The sequence below is a fragment of the Bradyrhizobium sp. WD16 genome (genome assembly GCF_024181725.1).
GTDB lineage: Bacteria > Pseudomonadota > Alphaproteobacteria > Rhizobiales > Xanthobacteraceae > Bradyrhizobium_A.
This window is the reverse complement of record NZ_CP028908.1, coordinates 5,339,858-5,360,868: the sequence shown is the minus strand read 5'-3', so window position 1 is coordinate 5,360,868 and position 21,011 is coordinate 5,339,858. Positions and strand designations below refer to the sequence as shown.

Annotated in this window: 17 protein-coding genes and 3 pseudogenes; 14 read left to right on the top strand and 6 right to left on the bottom strand. The window is 63.7% G+C overall.

The features are described from left to right. The first annotated feature begins 145 nt into the window (after positions 1–145). From DB459_RS24820 to DB459_RS24810, 3 genes and pseudogenes are all read left to right on the top strand, one after another. Complete coding sequence (locus tag DB459_RS24820; protein WP_253709262.1) at positions 146–1,339, top strand: alanine--glyoxylate aminotransferase family protein; 1,194 nt, start codon at positions 146–148, stop codon at positions 1,337–1,339. A 200-nt stretch (positions 1,340–1,539) separates the two neighbouring features. Then, positions 1,540–1,689 (top strand): annotated as a pseudogene (locus tag DB459_RS24815) (tripartite tricarboxylate transporter substrate binding protein); the annotation flags it as partial. Continuing rightward, a pseudogene (locus DB459_RS24810) lies at positions 1,690–1,875 on the top strand (tripartite tricarboxylate transporter permease); the annotation flags it as partial. Between the two features lie 89 nt (positions 1,876–1,964). On the opposite strand, the gene DB459_RS24805 reads toward DB459_RS24810, so the two are convergent. Beyond that, the gene (locus tag DB459_RS24805; RefSeq protein ID WP_253709261.1) at positions 1,965–2,993 is read right to left on the bottom strand and encodes a LacI family DNA-binding transcriptional regulator; all 1,029 of its coding nucleotides are present in this window, start codon (positions 2,991–2,993) and stop codon (positions 1,965–1,967) included. A 109-nt stretch (positions 2,994–3,102) separates the two neighbouring features. On the opposite strand from DB459_RS24805, the gene DB459_RS24800 reads away from it, so the two are divergent. From DB459_RS24800 to DB459_RS24780, 5 genes are all read left to right on the top strand, one after another. Then, entirely contained in the window at positions 3,103–4,023 is a 921-nt protein-coding gene (locus DB459_RS24800) for a dioxygenase (protein WP_253713691.1), read from the top strand. Positions 4,024–4,028: 5 nt separating this feature from the next. Further along, positions 4,029–4,790, top strand: a complete 762-nt coding sequence (locus tag DB459_RS24795) for an SDR family NAD(P)-dependent oxidoreductase (protein ID WP_253709259.1) — start codon at positions 4,029–4,031, stop codon at positions 4,788–4,790. 11 nt (positions 4,791–4,801) lie between these two features. Further along, complete coding sequence (locus DB459_RS24790; protein WP_253709257.1) at positions 4,802–5,713, top strand: 3-keto-5-aminohexanoate cleavage protein; 912 nt, start codon at positions 4,802–4,804, stop codon at positions 5,711–5,713. Between the two features lie 185 nt (positions 5,714–5,898). Further along, a complete protein-coding gene (locus tag DB459_RS24785; RefSeq protein WP_253709254.1) occupies positions 5,899–6,921 on the top strand; it encodes a zinc-binding alcohol dehydrogenase family protein in 1,023 nt (340 codons plus the stop codon). A 3-nt stretch (positions 6,922–6,924) separates the two neighbouring features. Then, entirely contained in the window at positions 6,925–7,275 is a 351-nt protein-coding gene (locus tag DB459_RS24780) for a cupin domain-containing protein (RefSeq protein ID WP_253709251.1), read from the top strand. Between the two features lies 1 nt (position 7,276). On the opposite strand, the gene DB459_RS24775 is transcribed toward DB459_RS24780, so the two are convergent. Beyond that, positions 7,277–7,741, bottom strand: coding sequence for an Lrp/AsnC family transcriptional regulator (locus DB459_RS24775; protein ID WP_253709249.1), 465 nt, complete (start codon positions 7,739–7,741; stop codon positions 7,277–7,279). Between the two features lie 136 nt (positions 7,742–7,877). Between DB459_RS24775 and DB459_RS24770 the strand changes: the two genes are divergently transcribed. Then, positions 7,878–10,244 carry a 1-deoxy-D-xylulose-5-phosphate synthase N-terminal domain-containing protein gene (locus DB459_RS24770; RefSeq protein WP_253709246.1) on the top strand — a complete coding sequence of 789 codons (2,367 nt, stop codon included), beginning with the start codon at positions 7,878–7,880 and terminating at the stop codon, positions 10,242–10,244. Between the two features lie 938 nt (positions 10,245–11,182). Next, positions 11,183–11,380: a hypothetical protein gene (locus tag DB459_RS24765; RefSeq protein ID WP_253709243.1), complete on the top strand. Its 198-nt coding sequence runs from the start codon at positions 11,183–11,185 to the stop codon at positions 11,378–11,380. A 577-nt stretch (positions 11,381–11,957) separates the two neighbouring features. On the opposite strand, the gene DB459_RS24760 is transcribed toward DB459_RS24765, so the two are convergent. From DB459_RS24760 to DB459_RS24750, 3 genes are all read right to left on the bottom strand, one after another. Then, positions 11,958–13,049 carry a quinone-dependent dihydroorotate dehydrogenase gene (locus tag DB459_RS24760; protein WP_253709240.1) on the bottom strand — a complete coding sequence of 364 codons (1,092 nt, stop codon included), beginning with the start codon at positions 13,047–13,049 and terminating at the stop codon, positions 11,958–11,960. Between the two features lie 36 nt (positions 13,050–13,085). Then, entirely contained in the window at positions 13,086–13,286 is a 201-nt protein-coding gene (locus tag DB459_RS24755) for a hypothetical protein (protein WP_253709237.1), read from the bottom strand. 152 nt (positions 13,287–13,438) lie between these two features. Beyond that, entirely contained in the window at positions 13,439–13,672 is a 234-nt protein-coding gene (locus DB459_RS24750; protein ID WP_253709234.1) for a SlyX family protein, read from the bottom strand. Positions 13,673–13,840: 168 nt separating this feature from the next. Between DB459_RS24750 and DB459_RS24745 the strand changes: the two are divergent. Both DB459_RS24745 and DB459_RS24740 read left to right on the top strand, forming a co-directional pair. After that, positions 13,841–14,736: pseudogene (locus tag DB459_RS24745) on the top strand (efflux RND transporter periplasmic adaptor subunit); the annotation flags it as partial. A gap of 162 nt (positions 14,737–14,898) precedes the next feature. Next, positions 14,899–15,990, top strand: a complete 1,092-nt coding sequence (locus DB459_RS24740) for an HD-GYP domain-containing protein (protein ID WP_253709231.1) — start codon at positions 14,899–14,901, stop codon at positions 15,988–15,990. A 333-nt stretch (positions 15,991–16,323) separates the two neighbouring features. On the opposite strand, the gene DB459_RS24735 is transcribed toward DB459_RS24740, so the two are convergent. After that, a complete protein-coding gene (locus DB459_RS24735; protein WP_253709228.1) occupies positions 16,324–17,388 on the bottom strand; it encodes a hypothetical protein in 1,065 nt (354 codons plus the stop codon). Between the two features lie 298 nt (positions 17,389–17,686). Between DB459_RS24735 and DB459_RS24730 the strand changes: the two genes are divergently transcribed. Then, positions 17,687–18,673: a LysR substrate-binding domain-containing protein gene (locus DB459_RS24730; protein ID WP_253709224.1), complete on the top strand. Its 987-nt coding sequence runs from the start codon at positions 17,687–17,689 to the stop codon at positions 18,671–18,673. A gap of 399 nt (positions 18,674–19,072) precedes the next feature. Beyond that, the gene (locus DB459_RS24725; RefSeq protein ID WP_253709221.1) at positions 19,073–20,545 is read left to right on the top strand and encodes a carboxylesterase/lipase family protein; all 1,473 of its coding nucleotides are present in this window, start codon (positions 19,073–19,075) and stop codon (positions 20,543–20,545) included. Positions 20,546–21,011: the final 466 nt, after the last annotated feature.

The window sequence follows — 21,011 nt, the reverse complement described above, 5'->3', positions numbered from 1 at the left end:
TCGCAAATTGTCGTGCGTGGCGCCGGTCGCGGGTTTCCGCTTGTCAGCACCTGAAATCTGGATACATTTTGCGCGCGAAAGAACAAGTTGAAAAGCGTTTTTGCATTCAGACAAGACGCCAGTTTTCAGGGAGACTCCAAACACCATGGCCACCAATGCCCCCGTCCATACCGGGCGCCATTTCCTGCAGATTCCGGGACCGAGCAATGTGCCTGACCGGGTGCTGCGCGCCATGGACATGCCGACCATCGACCACCGCGGGCCGGAATTCGCCAAGCTCGGCTTTGAAGTCATGGAAAGCTGCAAGACGGTGTTCCGCACCAGCCAGCCGGTGCTGATCTATCCGTCATCGGGCACAGGCGCCTGGGAGGCGGCGATCGTCAATACCCTGTCGCCGGGCGACAAGGTGCTGATGGCCGAGACCGGGCATTTTGCGGCACTGTGGCGCGCCCTGGCCGAGCGCTTCGGTCTCGATGTGGATTTTCTCCCCGGCGACTGGCGCAGCGGCGCCGATCCGGCGGCGATCGAGGCGAAACTCACCGAAGACAAGGCGCACCAGGTCAAGGCGGTGATGGTGGTCCACAACGAGACGTCCTCCGGTGTCACCAGCCGCGTCGCCGAGATCCGCAAGGCGATCGACCGCGCGGCGCATCCAGCGCTGCTGCTCGTCGATACCGTGTCCTCGCTGGGTTCGATCACCTATGAGCACGACGGCTGGGGCGTCGACGTCACCGTGTCCGGCTCGCAGAAGGGACTGATGCTGCCACCGGGGCTGAGCTTCAACGCCATCTCGGAGAAGGCGCTGGCGGCGTCGAAGGCCAACAAGATGCCGCGTTCCTACTGGGACTGGAGCGAGCAGATCGCCGCCAACAAGAGCGGGAGCTGGCCCTATACCCCGGCGACCAACCTGCTCTATGGCCTCAAGGAAGCCATCGCCATGCTCCATGAAGAGGGGTTGGAAAATGTCTTCGCGCGTCACCGCCGCCATGGCGCCGCGACCCGCGCCGCAGTCAAGGCCTGGGGACTAGAGGTGTTGTGCCGCAATCCCGAGGAGTACTCGCCGGTGGTCACTGCGGTGCTGATGCCCGAGGGTCATGACGCCGACCGCTTCCGCCAGGTGGTGCTCGATCATCTCGACATGTCGCTGGGCACCGGGCTCGCCAAGGTCAAGGGCAAGGTCTTCCGCATCGGCCATCTCGGCCATTTCAACGACCTGATGCTGATGGGGACGCTCGCCGGCGTCGAAATGGGGCTGGAACTGGCACGCGTGCCCTATCGCACCGGCGGCGTGCTCGCGGCGATGAATGTGCTGACCGGCAAGGAGGCTGCGGCGGCCTGAGAAACCGGCGCCGCGGCAGCTCAAACGAACGCAAGAAATCGGACAGGAAGGCCAATCGACTGCTGCAAGAGACCAAGACGGACGCTTCGAGAAAGAGGCGCCGAAAATATCGAGGGAGAACGATCGGATGGCACAGATGTGGAAGGCGACGATTGCCAGCCACGCTCGTGATCGCCGGTGCGCCGGTGGCGAGGGCGTAGGAGCCGACCAAGCCGGTTGAGATCGTGGTGGCAGCGGGAGCGGGCGGCGCTTCCAATCAGATGGCGCGGATGATGCAAGCCGCGATCCAGAAGAACAATCTGATGAAGCGGCCCATCGTGGTGTCACTGAAGGGCGGCGCCTCCGGTGCCGGCATTCCCGGATCGGGCACCGCCGCCATCCTGCTCGGCGGACTGATGGTCTGGAGTCTCAATCCCGGACCGCTGCTGTTCGTGGAGTAGAAGGACTTCGTCTGGGGCCTGATCGCCTCGATGTATCTCGGCAATATTGTCGGGCTCGTGCTGGTGCTGTCCACAGTGCCGGTGTTCGCCGCGATCGCCTTCTCGCGAATTTCCCTGCTGCGGCCGCGGCCGAAGGAAGCATGATTGGTCGCAAGGAGACTGTCCGACCTCCTTACGATGAGGGTCTATTTCAGACGAGTGTGTCGTTCCGCCGTCGATTGCCGCACGATCAGCTCCGGCTCGAGGATGACGTGGCGCAGCGCCGGCGCGCCGGTGGCGATCTCGCCCAGCAGGAGCGTCGCCGCGTCTCGGCCCATGGCGCGGTGCTCGATACGGACCGTGGTCAGTGGCGGCGAGACGAGGTCGACCAGCGGCATGTCATTGTGGCCGACCAGGGAGATATTCTCCGGGCAGCGCAGCCCTAATTCGCGTAGCGCATCGAGCGCGCCGAGCGCCAGCATGTCGTTGGCAGCGACCATCGCCGTCATTCCGGTGGCGGAGGCGATCAGGGCCTTGGCCGGGGCGAAGCCGGCCTCGCGCGTGTAACGTTCGGCCTCTTCGGCGTGAACGGAAAGGCCGTGGCGCGCCATGGCCTTGGCGAAGCCGTCGCGGCGCAGCTTGCCGGTGGAGGTGGCGAGGGGGCCGGCGAGATGGCCGATGACGCGATGGCCGCGGTCGACCAGATGGTCGACGGCGAGGCGCATGCCGCGTTCGTCGTCGGACACCACCGACGACACTCGGTCGCGGAACTCGAAACGGTTGACCAGCACCGTGGGTACGCCGCGGTCGAGACAATGGCCGACGATCTTGTCGCGCCGCGCCACGGTGGCGAGGAGAAGGCCTTCGACACGCTGGTTGATCAGGTTGTCGATGAAGGCGATCTGGCGTCTCGCGTCGTTGCCGGCATCGGCGACGATCGGCGCATAGCCCGCCGCGGCGAGCGCCTCGGTAATGCCGCCGAGGATCGGTGCGAACACCGGGTTGCACAGATCGGGCAGGATGACGCCGACGAGGTGCGACCGGCCGGTGCGCAGACTCGCGGCCAGGCGGTTGGGCTGATAGCCCAGCCGGCGGGCGATCTCGCCGATCCGGTCGGCGACGCCGTCGGCCACGAGATGGCGCTTCTTGGGATCAAGCGCGCGCGAGACGGTCGAGACATGGACGCCGCCCGCCTTGGCGATCTGCTTGAGGGTCGGGGCCGCCGCCCGCTTCATGTCGGCTCCCTTCTGCGTGAGGAATAGCCATCTTTGCTAGGAGCTTGACAGATTGCAATCGTTTGCCGAGGCTTCGCCCAATTACGCGATCGTCGACAGGGAGGCGGCCATGGAACAGCAGGCCCGCTACGAGGGGCGGATCATCGAGAACGCCGACGAGGTCACGCCGGCGGTGCTCGATGCCATGGCACAGGCGCCCAATGCACGCCTCCGCGAGATCGCCGCGGCCTTCGTCCGCCACATGCACGCATTCGCCCGCGAGGTGAAACTGACCGAGGCCGAATACGACATCGGTATCGATTTCCTCAACCGCATCGGCAAGGCCACCAATGACAGGCACAATGAAGGCATCCTGTTTGCCGACGCCATCGGCTTCTCGACCCTGGTTTGCCTGATGAACAACGGCAACAACGGGGCGACCGAGACGGCCGCGGCGCTGCTTGGACCGTTCTGGCGGATGCATTCGCCGCGTACTGAAAGCGGCGGCTCGATCGTGCGCTCGCCGACGCCTGGCCCGGAACTGTTCGTCTCCTGCACCGTCAGGGACGGCAAGGGCGCGCCGATCATCGGCGCCGAAGTCGATGTCTGGCATGCGTCGCCCGTGGGCATGTACGAAAACCAGGACGAAAGCCAGGCCGACATGAATCTGCGCGGCAAGTTCGTCACCGACGCCGAGGGCCGCTTCCGCCTACGCACCGTGAAGCCGGCAGGCTACTCGGTGCCGATCGAGGGCAATCCCACCGGCGACATGCTCAAGGCGCAGCGCCGCCATCCTTATCGTCCGGCGCATCTGCATTTCCTGCTGTACAAGCCGGGCTTCAAGACGCTCGTCACCCAGGTCTTCGTTGACGACGACCCGCGGCTCAAGACCGACGTGGTGTTCGGAGTGACGCGGGCGCTGGTCGGCAGGTACGAGTCCCATAACGGCCCCGCGCCGGCGCCAGAAGTGGCGTCACCCTGGTACAGCCTCGACTACACTTTCGTGATGGAACCGGGGGAGGCGAAGTTGCCGATCCCGCCGATCAAGTGAGCGTCATGACATTTCCGGTTTCACAACAGGACAAGGTCGTGCTCGTCGTCGGCGGCGCCGGCGGCATCGGCGCGGCGACCGCCAAGCTGTTCGCGGAGGCGGGCGCAAAACTCATCATCACCCATCGGCCGGGCGCCGACAAGGCAATCCGGGCGCTGAACCTCGTTGCTGCGCTGCCGGGCGGTGGTCACGCGACGTTTCCGGCGGATGTCGCCAGCACGCCGACGCTGCTGGCCCTGCGCGACGCTGTGACAGCGCAATATGGCCGGCTTGACGTGCTGGTGAATTCCGCCGGCTTCACCAAGGCGGTGCCTCATGGCAATCTCGACGCCCTCGACGACGACCTGATCGACCGCATGTTCCAGGTCAACTGGCGCGGCCAGTTCGCGGCAATCCGCACTTTCGCGCCGCTGCTCAAGGCGTCGGGCAATGGTCTCATTGTCTCGCTGTCATCGATTGCCGGCCTCACCGGCAACGGCTCGTCGATCGCCTATTGCGCCACCAAGGCGGCGATCGACGTCATGACCAAGTCGCTGGCGCGGGCGCTGGCGCCGCAGGTAAGGGTGCTTGGGGTGTCGCCGGGCGTGGTCGACACCGATTTCGTGCCGGGCCGCGGCGCCGATTTCAACGCCAAAGCCGCGGGCACCATTCCGCTTGGGCGCATCGCCACCGCGGAGGATGTCGCCGCCGCCATTCTTGCCTGCGCCACCCATCTGACCTTCTCGACCGGGTCGACCATCCTGGTCGATGGTGGCCGGGCGCTGTGAAGGGAGCAGCGATGCGCGAGCCACGCGACAAGATCTTCATCACCTGCGCGGTCACAGGCAATCTGACGACGCCGGAGCAGACGCCTCACCTGCCGATCACGCCCGAACAGATTGCGGATGCCTGTCTGGGCGCGGCTGAGGCGGGGGCCGCCGTGGTGCATATCCATGTACGCGATCCGTCGACGGGTAGGCCCTCGATGGAGCTCGCCTATTATCGCGAGGTGGTGGAGCGGATCCGCGCCCGCGACAACCAGCTCATCCTCAACATCACCACCGGCCCGGGCGGCCGCTTCGTGCCGTCGCCCGACGAGCCGCGTATCGCCGCGCCCGGGACGACACTGATGGCGCCGGAAAATCGCGTCGAGCACATTGCGATCCTCAAGCCGGACATCTGTACCATCGACCTCAACACCATGAATTCCGGCAAGGAGGTGGTGATCAACACCCCCACCAATGTCCGCCGCATGGCCAAGGTCATGCGAGACGCTTGCGTCAAACCGGAGGTCGAGCTGTTCGATTCCGGCGACATCGCCCTGATGCACGACATGCTCAAGGACGGTTCGCTGGCAGGACCGGTGCTGTGCTCCTTCGTCATGGGTGTTCGCTACGGTTTCCAGCCGAGCCCGGAGACCGTGATCTATGCCCGTAACCTGCTGCCGCCTGACGCTGAGTTCACCGCCATCGGCATCGGCCGGTCGGCGTTTACCGCGGTGGCACAGTCCTATCTCGCCGGCGGCCACGTCCGGGTCGGGCTCGAGGACGCGGTTTATCTGTCGCGCGGCGAGCTCGCGCCGTCCAACGCCGCCATGGTCGCCAAGGCACGGCGCATCGTCGAGGATCTCGGCGGCCAGGTCGTCGGCCCGCGCGAGGCCCGCGCCATCATCGGCCTGCCCACCCGGCTCGCCGACGCCGGGGTGGCGTGACGGAGGCAGCCCCGTAATTCCGTCATCCTGAGGAGGCGCGAAGCGCCTCGAAGGATGCACGGCCCCGATGCTGACGCTCATTTGGCAACGCCATCCATCGAGGGGCATGCGTTGCGCCCCCGCCCACCTCAGGGTGACGTGGAGAGACGAGGCTCAGGTCTCGTCATGATTTCGAAGGAGATCGGATGACCGCACCACAGCCCAAGACCGGCATCGACAGCGTCGAGGCCACCTGCCTGCGGCTGATCGCCAAGGCCGCGGATGCGGCGTCGGTGGACCTCCGCATCGAACGACATCGCCTGAGCCGTGGTCCCGACGACCTCCTGATCGAGGTCCGCGCCGCGGCGGTCAATCCCTCGGACGTCAAGGCAGCCACCGGGCTGATGCCCTACGCGGTGTTTCCGCGGACACCGGGCCGCGACTACGCCGGCGTCGTCATCGGCGGCGCGGCCGAGTGGCTCGGCCGCGAGGTGTTCGGCTCGTCCGGCGATCTCGGCATCCGCCGCGACGGCACCCATGCTAGCCATCTGGTGGTCGAGCGCGAGGCGGTGGTGGCGAAGCCGGCGTCGGTCTCCATGGACGAGGCCGCCGGCATCGGCGTGCCCTTCGTTACTGCCATCGAGGGCTTCCGCCGCGCCGGCCAGCCGCGGCCCGGCGAGGTCGTGCTGATCATGGGCGTCAATGGCAAGGTCGGGCAGGCGGCGGCCCAACTCGCGAGCTGGCGCGGGGCGCGGGTGATCGGCGTGGTGCGGCGGAACGAGCCCTATCAGGGCCATGCCAATGGCCCGGTCGAGATGATCGACTCCTCAGCCGTCGACGTGGCGGCGCGGGTGCGGGAAATGACCAGTGGTCACGGCGCCGACATCGTCTTCAACACCGTGGGCGATCCCTACTTTCAGGCCGCGCACAAGTCGCTGGCGCTGGCAGGACGGCAGATTCTCATCGCCGCCACCAACAGGATCGTCGAATTCAACATCCTCGAATTCTATCGCGGCCGGCACACCTATGTCGGCATCGACACGCTCGCCTTGTCTTCGGTGGCAAGCGGCGAGATCCTGCGCGAGGCCGCGGCGGGCTTCGCCAGCGGACGTCTCAAGCCGTTCCCGATCCGTCAGCGGGCGATCTATCCCCTGAGCGAGGCGAGGCTCGCCTATGAGACCGTGATCGGCTCGTCCCCGGATCGCATCATTCTGCGGCCTGGAAACTGAACGATGCACCTCACACGCTTTGCCGAGGCGCCGGCCTATTTTCCGCCCGAGCATTTCGACATGCGCTGCCTGCGGCTGCAAGGGCGCGAGGCCGGGCCCTCCGACACGCTGTGGCTCGGCATGTCGCAGATCCTGCCCGGCGGACATACCGCGCTCGATGCCTCACCGATCGAGAAGATCTATTTCGTCCTCGAAGGTGAGCTCACGATTGAAACGCCCGAGGGTGAGGTGGTGCTGTCGCCTTACGATTCCTGCCGCATCGCGCCAAAAGAAGCGCGGGCGCTGAAGAACAAGGGCAACCGCCCGGTGCTGGTGCTGTTGGCGATGCCGCTGGCGCCGGTGAAAACGGGTTGATTTAGACCGGCAGCGCCGTCGAATATTTCACCTGGGCGAGGGCGAAGCTCGATTCGATCGAGGCGATGCCGTCGAGGCGCGTCAGCTTTGTCTTGAGGAAGATCTCGTAGGCGGCGAGGTCCGCGGCGACGACCCGCAGCAGATAGTCGCGGTTGCCGGTCATCAGATAGCACTCCAGCACCTCATGCCAGCCGGAAATGGCGCGGGCGAAACGCTTGAGATCCTCTTCCTTCTGCCGCGCCAGCTTGATCGAGATGAAGACGCTGACCGGCAGCCCGACCGACCTCTGATCGACGGTGGCGATATAACCGGTGATGACGCCCCGCTCTTCCAGCAGCTTGACGCGGCGATGGCAGGGCGACACCGACAGGCCGACCTGGTCGGCCAGCGCCTGCATGGTGAGGCGGCTGTCGCGCTGCAGGGCCGCGAGAATCTTGCGGTCGATGGCATCAAGGTCGGGCGCCATTGGAATCGAATCTCCAGTCGAGCCGATAGATTAGAATACCATACCAACAACTGCCTTTCTGGCGACAGTCTTTGGGAACCGCTGGCAGCGCTGGGCTGTTAGGCTGTCGCTCGGCCTCTTAATTGTTGGTGACGCCATGTCCGCCGCGCCGTCCCGCCTCGAGATCCTGTCCGCCCTGACCCGCAAGGTGCTGTGGCTGTCATCCTGGACCATCCATCACGCCAACCACGACCGGCCGAACACCGACGGCCTGAAGGTCGGCGGCCACCAAGCTTCATCCGCCTCGCTCGCCACCATCATGTCGGCGCTGTATTTCGCCGTGCTGCGACCGGAAGATCGGGTCGCGGTGAAGCCCCATGCCAGTCCGGCCTTCCACGCCATCCAGTATCTGTTCGGCCGGCAGACCCGGGACAAGCTGGAGCGTTTTCGTGGTTTCGGCGGCGCCCAGTCCTATCCCTCACGGACCAAGGACAGCGACGATGTCGATTTCTCCACCGGCTCGGTTGGGCTTGGTGTCGCGCAGACGGTCTTCTCCTCGCTGGTACAGAGCTACGTCACTGCCCATGGCTGGATGAAGGAGCGGCGGGAAGGGCGAATGATCGCTCTCGTCGGCGATGCCGAGATGGACGAGGGCAATATTTTCGAGGCGCTGCTGGAAGGCTGGAAGCAGGGCCTGCGCAACACCTGGTGGATTGTCGACTACAACCGCCAGAGCCTCGATGCGGTCGTGCGCGAAGGCCTGTGGGAAAAGTTCGAGACCATGTTCCGCAATTTCGGCTGGGATGTCGTCATCATCAAATACGGTCGGCTGATGCGGCAGGCCTTTGCCGAACCGGGCGGCGAGGCGCTCAGGCGCTGGATCGACCAGTGTCCCAACCAGGTCTATGCGGCGCTGACGTTCCAGGGCGGAGCCGCCTTCCGCAAGCGGCTGATGGACGAGATCGGCGACCAGGGCGCGGTATCGCAGCTGATCGGTCGCCGCAGCGACGATGAGCTTCTGGCGCTGATGTCCAATCTCGGCGGCCACGACATCGCAACGCTGGTCGAGGCATTCGAGGCGGTCGACCACGATCGCCCGGTGTGCTTCATCGCCTATACCGTCAAAGGCATCGGCCTGCCGTTCCAGGGCCACAAGGACAACCATGCCGGCTTGATGACGGTGGCGCAGATGGAGGCCTGGCGTGTGGCGCAGAAGATTCGCCCGGGCCACGAATGGGATCGCTTTGAAGGGCTCGACATCGATCCGGCCACGCTCGAGCATTTCCTCGCCGATGTCGCTTTTGCCCGCGCCGGCGCCCGCCGGCTCGACGCGCCGCGGATCGAGGTGCCGCCACGGCTCGACTTCACGCCGTCGCCGCGGATGTCGACCCAGCAGGGCTTCGGCCTCGTGCTCGGCGAACTCGGCCGCGGCCACACTGCGCTGGCCGAGCGGATCGTCACCACGTCGCCGGACGTCACCGTCTCGACCAATCTCGGTGGCTGGGTCAACCGCCGCGGATTGTTCGCCGGCGCCGCGCAGGTCGATCAATTCCGCAAGGAGAAGATCCCCTCGACCTTCGCCTGGGATTTCTCGCCGCTGGGTCAGCACATCGAACTCGGCATCGCCGAGATGAACCTGTTCATCCTGCTTTCCGCGCTCGGTCTGTCCCACACCATCAACGGCGAGCGGCTGTTGCCAGTCGGTACCCTCTATGACCCGTTCATCGAGCGCGGCCTCGATGCGCTCAATTATGCCTGTTACCAGGACGCTCGCTTCATGGTGGCGGCGACCCCGTCCGGCATTACGCTGGCGCCTGAAGGCGGTGCCCACCAGTCGATCGCAACACCACTGATCGGCCTCGCCCAGGACGGGCTGTCCTCTTTCGAGCCGGCCTTCGTCGACGAACTCGCCGCGATCATGCGCTGGGGCTTCGACCACATGCAGAGGGACGGCAAGGATGGAGATGACCGCGGCGGTTCGGTCTATTTGCGGCTGTCGACCCGCAGCATCGATCAGCCGCAACGCGAGCTGACGCCGGACCTTGAAGCGGCCATCGCCGAGGGCGGCTACTGGCTGCGCCGGCCGGGCCCCAACGCCGATGTGGTGATCGCCTATACCGGTGCGGTCGCGCCGGAGGCGATCGAGGCGACCGGACTGCTGGGCGATGAGCGCCGCGACATCGGCCTGCTCGCCATCACCTCGGCGGATCGGCTCTATCGCGGCTGGAGCGCGGCGCGGCGGCATCGCGGCGACATCGCCAGGCTGAGCCCGGTCGAGCGTCTCCTGGCCGCGGTGCCGCGCCATTGCGGCATCGTCACCGTGCTCGATGGCCATCCGGCGACATTGGCCTGGCTCGGCGGCGTCTGTGGCCACCGCGTCGAGGCGCTCGGGGTGGAGCAATTCGGCCAGACCGGCACCATTGACGATCTCTATCGTCATTACGGCATCGACACCAACGCCATCATCGGTGCCGCCGAGCGGCTGAGCCGCGGCCGCTCGCCGCTGCGCAAATTAGCGGTCTGAGGGACCGGACCGCGTTGGCGCGTATTCGCTAGTGTCCTGTCTCCGAATTACCGCTCCATTTGCCTCATGCTCGCACGGTCATTCGGAGACATAAGGACACTAGCAAAATCAAAGTGCTAGTGTTCTGTTTCCAACGTTCGTATTCCATTGCAGCAGGCGCTTCTACGAACGTTGGAAACAAGGGGACACTAGCATCAATATGATTCTAGTGCGGTTTTGGATCTGACGCTCGTTTGAAGAACTCGCTGAAATACTGAAACGAGCGTCAGATCCACCGCACTAGTGTGGCCTATGTCTCGCAATTGCCGACGAGAGGCTTGCCGCAAAGGCGGTAGGCAATTGTGAGACGCCACACTAGGCGGCGCAGCACCGCGGCGCGCGGACCATGCGCGCGATATTGCCGGCATCGTCGATGGTGAATTCCGCCAGGACGATCTCGCCCTCGCAGTCGTGGAAGTCGAGCACGACCTCGTTCGCCCGAGAGCCTCAAGTCGGCGATCTCAAAGGCGGCTGGATGGCGCTGACCCGACCGCGATCGCCAGTAGCGGATGATGGCGTACTGGCCGGAGGCCGTGTGCGACCCGGTACAGCGGCAGTCGAGCAGGGCGTCGTGACGATAGAGCGAAGCCAGCTCGACCACATACCCGGTCTTGAGGAGATCCAGCCGGGCGATCACAACGGCAACGGGGTCATCAGCCATTCAGGGGCGACGACCTTTCCAGAGTTCTAGTTTAATCACTATTGGAACGGCCCGATCAACGCTTCGCGCCCGCTCAATTCCAGCCACGCTGGACGCCGATGTTGCCATCTGCCGCGCGCGGTCCGCGATGGCAGGTCGTTAAGCGGAGGTAAATCTGGTGGCGCGAATTGTCGCGTCCGGCCCAAGCCGGCTCTTAGGAATTCGTGCTGTCATGAAAGGCGCCACAGGAGGATCGACCATGGCAGGGCTGGGTCTTCACAGAAGAGCGGACATCACCGTGGCGGCCTGCAGGGCCGGCGGAAGCGGCGCGTTGACATATGCGCTGCCGGGCCAGACCGAGATCTCGCCCTTGCGATGCACCGACTGCGGCAACTTCAGCGGCAGCCTCTCCGACCTTGAAGTCGTCGAGCACGCCGCGAGCGAGGGACAGGACTGACGAAGAGGCGCCGCCACTTGCGGCGGTAGAACGGTCGATACGGAGCGGGTCATGTGGACGCGCGCTGTCGTGATTGCGGCTCTCCTTTTGTGCTCGGCGTGCTCCCAGGAGGAGGAAACGACGAGCTCCGTGAATATGTGCGCCGTCAAAGGCTCCCATCGCTATACGCCGCGCCGGCTGGATCAGTGCATCGATTTGTGCATGTCCTGCGAGAATGGCACGGTGGTCACCTGCGGCATGGCATGCCGGCTGAGAGGGGCGAGCTAGAGCGTTTTCCAGCGAAGCGGACACCGGTTCGCGCGAAGAAAACGCGTCAAAACAAAAACCTAGAGCCTCCGCTCCGATTCCATCGGAGCGGAGGCTCTAGTGTCCCGGTTCTAACGTTCGTATTCCCTTGCAGCGAGCACTTCGACGAACGTTAGAACCAAAGGGACACTAGCATGATTATGATTCTAGTGCGGTTTCGGATCTGACGCTCGTATGAAGAGTTCGCTGCAATACTGATACGAGCGTCAGATCCACCGCACTAGGCCGGCACTCGCCGTGCTGTCTTTGCTCTTTGCGGAGCCTCTCCTCGCTAGGCGACGTCCACGCCGACGGCGTCCGCCACATGGGCGACGCCGTCACGGGCGAGCAGGTCGCGCAGCTCCGCAGTGATGCGCCGGACCAGCAGCGGCCCCTCGAACACCAGTGCCGTGTAGAGCGAGACCAGCGAGGCGCCCATGCGGATCTTGGCATAGGCGTCAACGCCGCTCGCCACTCCGCCCGAGGCGAACAGCTTGTAGCGGCTGCGGTCCATGCGGCGGTAGCACTCGCGCAGGCATTCATCGAGCAACGAGGCGGCGGGCGGACCGGAAACGGCGCCGGGCCGGTTGCGCCACAGGGCGGCAGGCGACTTCATGTGCGCCTCGGGTTTGACCAGCGGCAGATTGAACATCAAGCCGCGGACGAAACGGTGCGGGTCGGCGACCTCCAGCAATTGCTCGATGTTGGCGACACCGCCGAGCGGCGACACCTTGAGGAAGACCGGTGGCTTCAGATCGAGCGCGGCGATGGCCGAGAGCCAGGCATTGAGCCGGCCGCGGTCGGCGAAGAAGTCGCGGCCGTCATGGGTATTGGGGCAGCTCAGATTGAACATCAGGTAGTCGGCCCGTGGCGCCAACATCTGCGCGGCGCGGGCGTATTCGGCGATAATGGCGTCGTCGCTCTCCGGCGCGGCGCCGGCGCCCTTGTTTGTCTTGACGATATTGATGCCGAGCGGAACGGGCAGGCGCAGGCCGGCCAGCCGTTCGGCGACCACGGCGGCGCCGTCATTGGGCACGCCATAGGCCACCAGTACGGCCCGGTCCTCGGGCAGGCGCCACAGCCGCGGTGCGGCATTGCCCGGCGACGGCTCGGCCGAAATCGAGCCGATCTCGACATAGCCGAAACCGAGGCCGGCCAGCGCCTCGACCGCCTGGCCGTTCTTGTCGAAGCCGGCGGAGAGGCCGATCGGCGTGGGGAAATCGAGGCCGGCGACGGTCGTCCTGAGGCGCGGATCGTCGATGGCGAGCAGCGCGCGCAAGGGTGCCGCGGCGAAGCCGAGCCGGCTGGCGGCGGCGATCGTCGACCAGTGCGCGCGCTCCGGATCGAGGCGAAACAGAAACGGCCGGATCAGGCTTTGGTACAAGGCGGCGATCCTTATCGCGGACGCCGCGTCGCGGCGTCAGATTCCGAGGAAGATGTGCCGGATATAGTCGTCATCCGCAAGCGCGCGGGAGGGCCCTTCGCGCACGGTGAGGCCATGTTCGAGCACATCGGCGCGATCGGCGATGCGCAAGGTCGAGGTCGCATCCTGCCCGGCGGTCAGGATGGCGGTGCCGTCGGCCCCGATGCGCTCGACCGTTCCGGGAGTGGCAGGTGCCATGCGCCGCGAGGTGACAGGCGGCAAGCGAGCGGCCCGTCCTTGAAGGCGAGCGGCCGCGTCCATCGATCGCCCCCGGGCGATCATGATTGCGAAAGGCTGGCGTCGGTCCATTCGGCGGACTGCGCGGGCAGGAAGCTTGCTACTTGGCGATCTCAATAATGCGGTGGCGGCGGCTCGGACTGACCGCCGGCCGGCGCGGCGCGGCTCTCGGCCTCTTGAACCCGGTCGGCGAGTTCGGCGACCTTGCGGCTCAGGGCATCGATCTGCGCCCATTGCGCGGTGACGGTCCGGTTCAGCGTCTCGATCGCTTCGTCCTGGTAGGCGACGCGAATCTCGAGCGCGTCGAGCCGCTCGTCGGCAGGCGAGGGGGCGTCTGGATTGCTCATCATTATCCTCCTCATGCGCGAACATTGCCTGACGGCCGGCGGGGCAGCGAGCTGTGTAGCGGCTGGAGAGCCGGCGCGCAAACCGCGTCGAGCGTGTCGCTGTGCCATTCCGCCATCGGGACAATCCGGCGATGCGGTTGCCGGGCGCGGCGGCGCTTACCTGAGCCCCTGGATGTCGACATCAGCCGGCGCAAGCTCGGCATTGTCGTGGTCGCCGGCATCATGGCGCGGGAGCGGGGCGACGCGCATTCGCGCGAGTGGACCGCGGCCCAGTCGGTTCCGACCGTGGCCGTCGCCATGCCCGACGCCAAGGTGCTGACCACCACGCTCAACCTGCCCGGACGGCTCAAGGCCTATTACCGCACCCCGATCTTCGCCCGCGTCAGTGGTTATGTGAAAAGCTGGAACGTCGATATCGGCGCCAGGGTCAAGGCGAGCGATCTGCTCGCCGAGATCCAGGCGCCGGACCTCGACCAGCAACTGGTGCAGGGCCGCGCCGACCTTCTGAGCACCCAGGCCGCGGCGCGGCTGTCGGAAGCGACCTTGAAGCGGCGGCAGGCGCGCTGACCCAGAACTTCGCCTCGCAGCAGGGTATCGACGAGCGCACCGCCGATCTCAACAGCAAGACCGCGCTGGTCAAGTCCTGCCAGGCCAATGTCGGCCGCTTGGAGGCGCTGGCGAGCTACAAGCGTCTGACCGCGCCGTTCGACGGCGTCGTCACCGCGCGCGATACCGACGTCGGCGCGCTGATGCCGGGCAGCTACGGCAACGTCCGGCTCGACCTCCCCAACGACACCCAGCCGCTGCATATTCCAGCCGGCGCGCTGATCTTCGACCAAATTGGATTGCCGGTGGCGGTGGTCGGTAGCGGCGACAAGGTAGTGTTCAAGACGATCGCCATTGCTCGCGATCTCGGTCGCGAGATCGAGATCGCCTCGGGCCTCACCGCCGCCGATCGCGTCATCGTCAGCCCGTCGGACGGCCTCAGGGACGGCGACCAGGTCCGCCTCGCGGGCAGCGAAGGCAAGGGCAAGGCAAGCTCGACAGCGTCGGCGCAGCAGCCCGGCAAGACCTGGCAGTCGCGTCGGACGAAGCAAAATAGCCTTTCATTTACAGTAATTTATCAAAAAGACGCGATAGTCGTTAATTATACCTATTAATCTGACGGAACAGGTTTTCCTGTCTAATGCCCGGCGAAACGATTTTTGTCGCTGAGGTTTTGAACGATGTCGCTCGTGGACGGATCCCTCGGTCGTCGGCACCTGATGCTGGCGTCGGATCGGGGGGATAGCCAAGAATTGGCGCAAATCCTGTCGGTGGTCGGTAAGGTCGACGTGGTGTCGACGGCCGAAATGCCCGATAGGCCGAAGAAGAGTCTGTCCGGCATTGTGGTCGATATCGACCTGCGCTCGACCGAAGCGGTGCAGCGGGTGCGCAGCAAGCTGATCGGCAAGGCTTATCAATCGGTGCCGCGGCTGTTCGTGCTGTCCGATACGCTGCATCACGGTTCGACCCAGGCCTGGGCGCTCGGCGCCACCGATACCATCCAGCGGCCGTTCGAACCCCAGGCGGTGCTGCGTCGCCTCGAAGCTTCGTTCGGCGAGACCGCCGAGAAGGAAACGACCAGCGCCAGCCGCGAGGCGCTGAGCCGTGGCGTTGCCGCCGCCCATGCCGTGCTGGTTCGTGTCTTCGAGAAGCTGCGCGCCGGGGTGCCGCTGACGCCGGACGACGTCATGCAGGCCGAGACCCGCATCCTCAAGGCGCTCAAGCGCTCCAGCCTGAAAGAATGGGTGCTGGTGGTCAGCCGTCACCATAACCGCAGCTATCGCCACTGCCTGGTGGTGACCGGCTTCGCGGTGGCCTTCGGTCAGCAGCTCGGCATGCGCGAGGAAGACCAGCGGCGCCTGGCGCGCGCCGGCCTTGTCCACGACGTCGGCAAGGCCTTCATCCCGCTTGCCATCCTCAACAAGAACGATCCGCTGACCGAGGCGGAAGAGACCGAACTACGCCTTCACACCCGGCGCGGTTACGATGCGCTGGCCCAGCAGAACAAGTTCCCGCGCGAGATGCTCGACGTGGTGCTCCATCACCACGAACTGCTCGACGGCACGGGATATCCGGACAGGCTGCACGACGGCGAGATCTCCGATATCGTGCGCATCATCACCATGGCCGATGCCTTCGCCATTCTGATCGAGCAGGGTAAACAGAATCCGGAATTCAGCCGTGCTGATGCCTTCGCTGTGCTGGAAGAGATGACCGGCAAGCTCGATCCGCAGCTTGTGCAGGCCTTCCGCCCGGTGGCGCTGGGGTCGTAAGTGCAGCAAAGACACCAGAATCGTTGAACCGAAGAAATCGTCATGGCGGGCACTCGTGTCCCGGTTCTAACGTTCGTATCCCTTTGCAGCGAGCACTCAAACGAACGCTAGAGCCAAAGGGACACCAGAGCCTCCGCTCCGATGCCAAGTTCGCGGGCGAATTGCGCCGGCGTGTCGCCGCTGGATTTCTTGGCGATCCGCGGGAGGAATTCGTCCGGGCCAAGCCGGGCGATGAGGCTGAGAGCGTCTCTGAGGATAACCGGTAGTGTCAAGCATGCAGCGAAAGACGGTGACACAAGGCCACGTGCGTCACCATCTGCCAGGACGCGAGGCCTAGAACTTGAGCGTTACGCCCGTGTAGACGGAGCGTTCCGAGCAACTGCCGTTATTGGTACCGGACGCGGTAAAGCAGGTGCGGTTGGCCCTATTGGAGTCGTCGTTGCCATTCCGGTTCAGGCGAACCAGATACGACACCCAGTAGTCGATAATGTGGGAGTATTGCGCTCCCCAAATCGCCTTGCTGACGTCGAACGTCAGACGAATCGGCTCGCTGATGATTTCGGTGGTGGACTTGCTCGTTGGCGGTAGTGTGTATGGCCCATAGGAGCCGTCGCCCTTTGGGCCGTAAACGCCCACTCGACCGCTGATCGCGAAATACCGAAGGTTCTCCGGCAAGAAGCCGAGATCCATGTAGTAGTTCGCCTCGAGCGCCCAGGTGCCACGATAACGCGTGTTGCCATCCGGAATGCCCGTATACCCGGCCCCGATGAAGTTCGGCGTCAGGAAGGAATTGTGATTCCACTCCTGATAATAGAGCGGCGCAACGTTCACAAAGCCCTTGTAGGGGAGATCGAAGCTGAACTGCACGCCGGCTACCAGGTCTCTGGTGGAAGCCCCGATATACGCATTTGTCGTATCAGCATCCACGCCCACCTCGAAGGACACGTTGCGCAGGATTCCCCACGTAAAGGTCTTGGTGTTGAAGACCTCGTTGAAGCCGAACGTGCTTCGAAGGCTGCCGCGGATGTAGGTTTCGCCCGCGCAGCCCTGCGCGGAAAACGGGCAGGGGCCGGCCGGATCGTTCTTGGCGGATTTGGCGAGCAGGACACTGAAGCTGTTCGTGCCATAGGCCCAGGCGTCGAAATGGGAGAACGCAAAGATCTGCTTTTCAATCGGGCCGATGATCGTGTTCTGCCGACCGCGGGGCAGATACGCGTAGGTCAGCCGGTTGTCGTTGATGAAGAAGATCGCGGGGGCACCGAGCACTGTCGGCTTCGCCTTCTTCGGCAGATCCGCGTCGGACGACTTCGCCTTTGCCGGACCCTCCGCGTCGTAGACTGACGCGTGGCCGGCAAAAGCCCAAAGTGAAATTGCCGCCGCCAATATTGTGGCGCCCAAGTGACGTCTCATTGTAGCCCCCAAGAAAGGTACCTAAGATGCGAAACAGCATAGGGGGCATGTCGACGGGAAATAGCCCGGCTATCGGCACGTTCCCGTTCCACAAATGGAACGAAAATTGCTTTCGTTGGGGTTGGGGTGTGTTCGAAGGCAGTCGCGGAATTGACGATATATCCGGCGCTTCGTTGGCACGTCGCCCGCTCCGGTCGGCTTTTGGCGGGCGGGGCGACTGTCTCGATATGCGGTCGTGATTGTCGGCGAATGACTAATATTGAAGCGGCTTTGCAAGAAAGTGGCCATGGGAACAGTCGATGACGTGACGCTTCTTCTGGAAGTCGTCGAAGCCGGAAGTCTTTCGGCAGCCAGCCGCAAGACGGGAATTCCGAAGTCGCGTTTGAGCCGCCGGATTGGCGACCTCGAAAGCAGACTCGGTGTGCATCTTATCAATCGCGGCCCCCGCAATTTCGCAGCGACCGAAATCGGCCTGCTGGTCTGTGAGCGTGGACAAAAGATCAGGGACGAACTGGATGCGATCAAGGCGCTCGCTGACGATCATTCAAAGCGACCCTCAGGTAGCTTGCGGATTTCCTGTCCGGCGGTTCTTTCTGAAATTCTGGTTGCCGAATTCGCTATCAGATTTACCGAGACCTACCCGGACGTTCGCTTGACGCTGGACCATCCGAAAGGAACGTTTGATCCAAAGATCGATCATTGCGACCTGGCCATCCACCCGGCACGCGATGATCTGGTGGACTCTGGACTGATACGCCAAAAGCTGGCGACAACACCTTACTGCTTGGTGGCGGCGCCAAGCTTCATGCAACGAATCGGAGCGTGCTCAAATCTGGCAGACATCGATGCCTGCTGGGGCATCGGCTGGGCGGCGGATGGATTCACGCCACGCTGGCGTATCATCGATCGAGATGGTGAGATGGCAGAGCTTCATGTCACTCTCAGGTTCTGCGCGAACAATCTTAACATCATTCGGCAAGCCGCGCTCCGCGGCCTGGGCTTAGCACGACTTCCGATAACGATGTGCCGTGCCGATCTGGAGAATGGAAGCCTGGTTTTGCCGCTTCCTAATTTGTCGCCGCTACCCGTGACGATATACGCGCTTTTTCCTTCCCGTCGGGCGCTAACAGTTGCCGGCAGGCTATTTATGTCGGACCTCGCGAGATTTCTGCAGGAGAAGTGGCGCCAATTCGATGATCTATCCGGCATTGCTTTGGCCCCGCCCGGGAATCCCAAGCGACTGTTGCCGTCACGACTCTCACCCCCCGCTTGACCAAAGCCTGAAACAGAGCAGCGTTCGTCCACTCCGGCTGAGCAGCGGCGCCATTTCCAACTTTGCTCTTCCGCGCGCAGCGAAGCTGCGCGCGGAAGAGCCGCGCATTGGCGGATCGGCGTAACGCAAAAAAAAAGAGCTTACGCTCGTTTCAAAATTGGAACGTGATCTCCCGCTTTATGAGCGCTAGTTGCGCCGTCGCCAAAAGCCTAGTGTCCCGGTTCTAACGTTCGTATCTCTTTGCTGCGAGCATTTATACGAACGTTAGAACCAAAGGGACACTAGCAATGATCATGATTCTAGTGCGGTTTTGGATCTGACGCTCGTATGAAGAGCTCGCTGCAATACTGATACGAGCGCTAGCCTCGTTCAGTGGAGCGGGAGTCTTTGGAGATGAGAATGAGTCGATCAGAGTATATTGATGTGGAAACGCCTTTCGGCGGGTTGCGCGGTGCGCGATCCGACGGCGTGGCGGCATTTCGCAGGGTCCCCTACGCCGAGGCTCCGGTCGGCCCACGACGCTTCGAAATGCCAGGTGCGGCGCCGCGATGGCAGGGTGTGCGTGACGCGACTGCATCCGGTCCGGTCCCTCCGCAGCTCCCGTCTCGCCTGGATTCAGTTCTCGGCACCTATGAGGCCGAGCAAAGCGAAGATTGCCTCCATCTCGATATCTGGACCGGCTTCAACAAGGGTGATCGCGCGCCAGTCCTGGTCTTCATCCATGGTGGAGCTTTCATGACGGGTGGCGGGTCGCTGGCCTGCTATGACGGCGGCGTTCTGGCCAGGGAAAATGGCCTCGTCGTCGTCAATATCACCTATCGGCTTGGCATCCTTGGCTTTTGGCCGCGTCCGGATTTCGGCGGACTGAATCTCGGTCTTCACGATCAGATCGCCGCTCTGCGCTGGATCAAGGAAGCAATCAGCAGTTTCGGCGGCGATCAGGATCGGATCACGATCATCGGACAATCGGCTGGCGCCTTCAGCATCGCGGCATTGCTCGGCATCGACACCGCGCGCGGACTTTTCAAGCGCGCAGTCATGATGAGCGCTCCGGTCGGAATCGCGTTACGGACGGTCGATCAAGCCAGGCCGGTCGCCGGCATGCTCCTCGATGTCCTCGGGCTTGGTCCGGAGGAGGCCGATCGGCTGCGCACGATGCCTGTCGATCAGATCTTCGAGCGGATGCGGATTCTTCAAACGCGGCCACCAGCGGTGCCTGGAAGCATTACTCCGCCGTTCATGCCGGTTCTGGATGATGCATTGATCCCCCGTGATCCCAGCGAATCATTTGACATGGGGAATGCCGGCTGGTGCGACATCGTGATCGGCACGACGCGCGAGGAATATGCAGCGTTCTCCGTTTCCAATCCTGCGCTCGATAAATTGACGGACGAGGAAGTCGAAAGCATTTTCCGGTCGGAGGTTGGCGACGACGCAGCTTCAGCCCTGTCGAGAATTCGCGCGGAACGTGTCCCGGCGACGCCGCGGGCCCTTCTGGGCGACCTGCATACCGGCACCACCTTCGTCAAAAAAAGCTTGGCCATCGCGGACACTCAGTACAACCTGGGCCGCAATGTCTTTACATATTTCTTCGACTGGCAGTCGCCGAATCCGGACATGGGTGCCTGCCATTGCATCGATCTTCCATTCCTGTTCGGGAATATCGATGTGTGGAAGGCCGCTCCCATGCTGGAAGGTGCGAACTGGAATGAAGTTCGCGAACTCAGTCAGCGATACCGCGGAGCGATTGCCGCCTTCGCGGAGAATGGAAATCCGAACGGCCGCGGTCTTCCGAGATGGCCGGCCTACCAGATCGGGCGCGCAGCGCTGCATTTTGACCGCCGTATCACGGTTTCAGGATGTATCGTCTGACGATGGCTTCCCGCCTGATTGAGCAACGGGTGTCATCTGCGTATCCCGAGTGCGGTGGATTCGTATGAGTGCTCGCTGCAAAGAGATACGAACGTTAGAACCGAGACACTAGCGCGGTGGATCTGACGCTCGTATCAGTATTGCAGCGAGCTCTTCATACGAGCGTCAGATCCACCGCACTAGAATCATGATCATTGCTAGTGTCCCTTTGGTTCTAACGTTCGTATAAGTGCTCGCGGCAAAGAGATGCGAACGTTAGAACCGGGACACTAGAGACGTTCCGTAAAACGCCAAAGGCCATGAATGGCCTTTGGCACATCATAACGCTCAGCGCTCGCGGGTGGAGAAAGTTCACCGCAGGCGCTGACGTTTGCGTCTGGCCCTGATGCCCTCCCAGCCGAGCACGCCGGAGCGTCGCGCCCCGACAGGCTCTCTCGATGATTATCGCCCGCACTCCGGCGTCGCA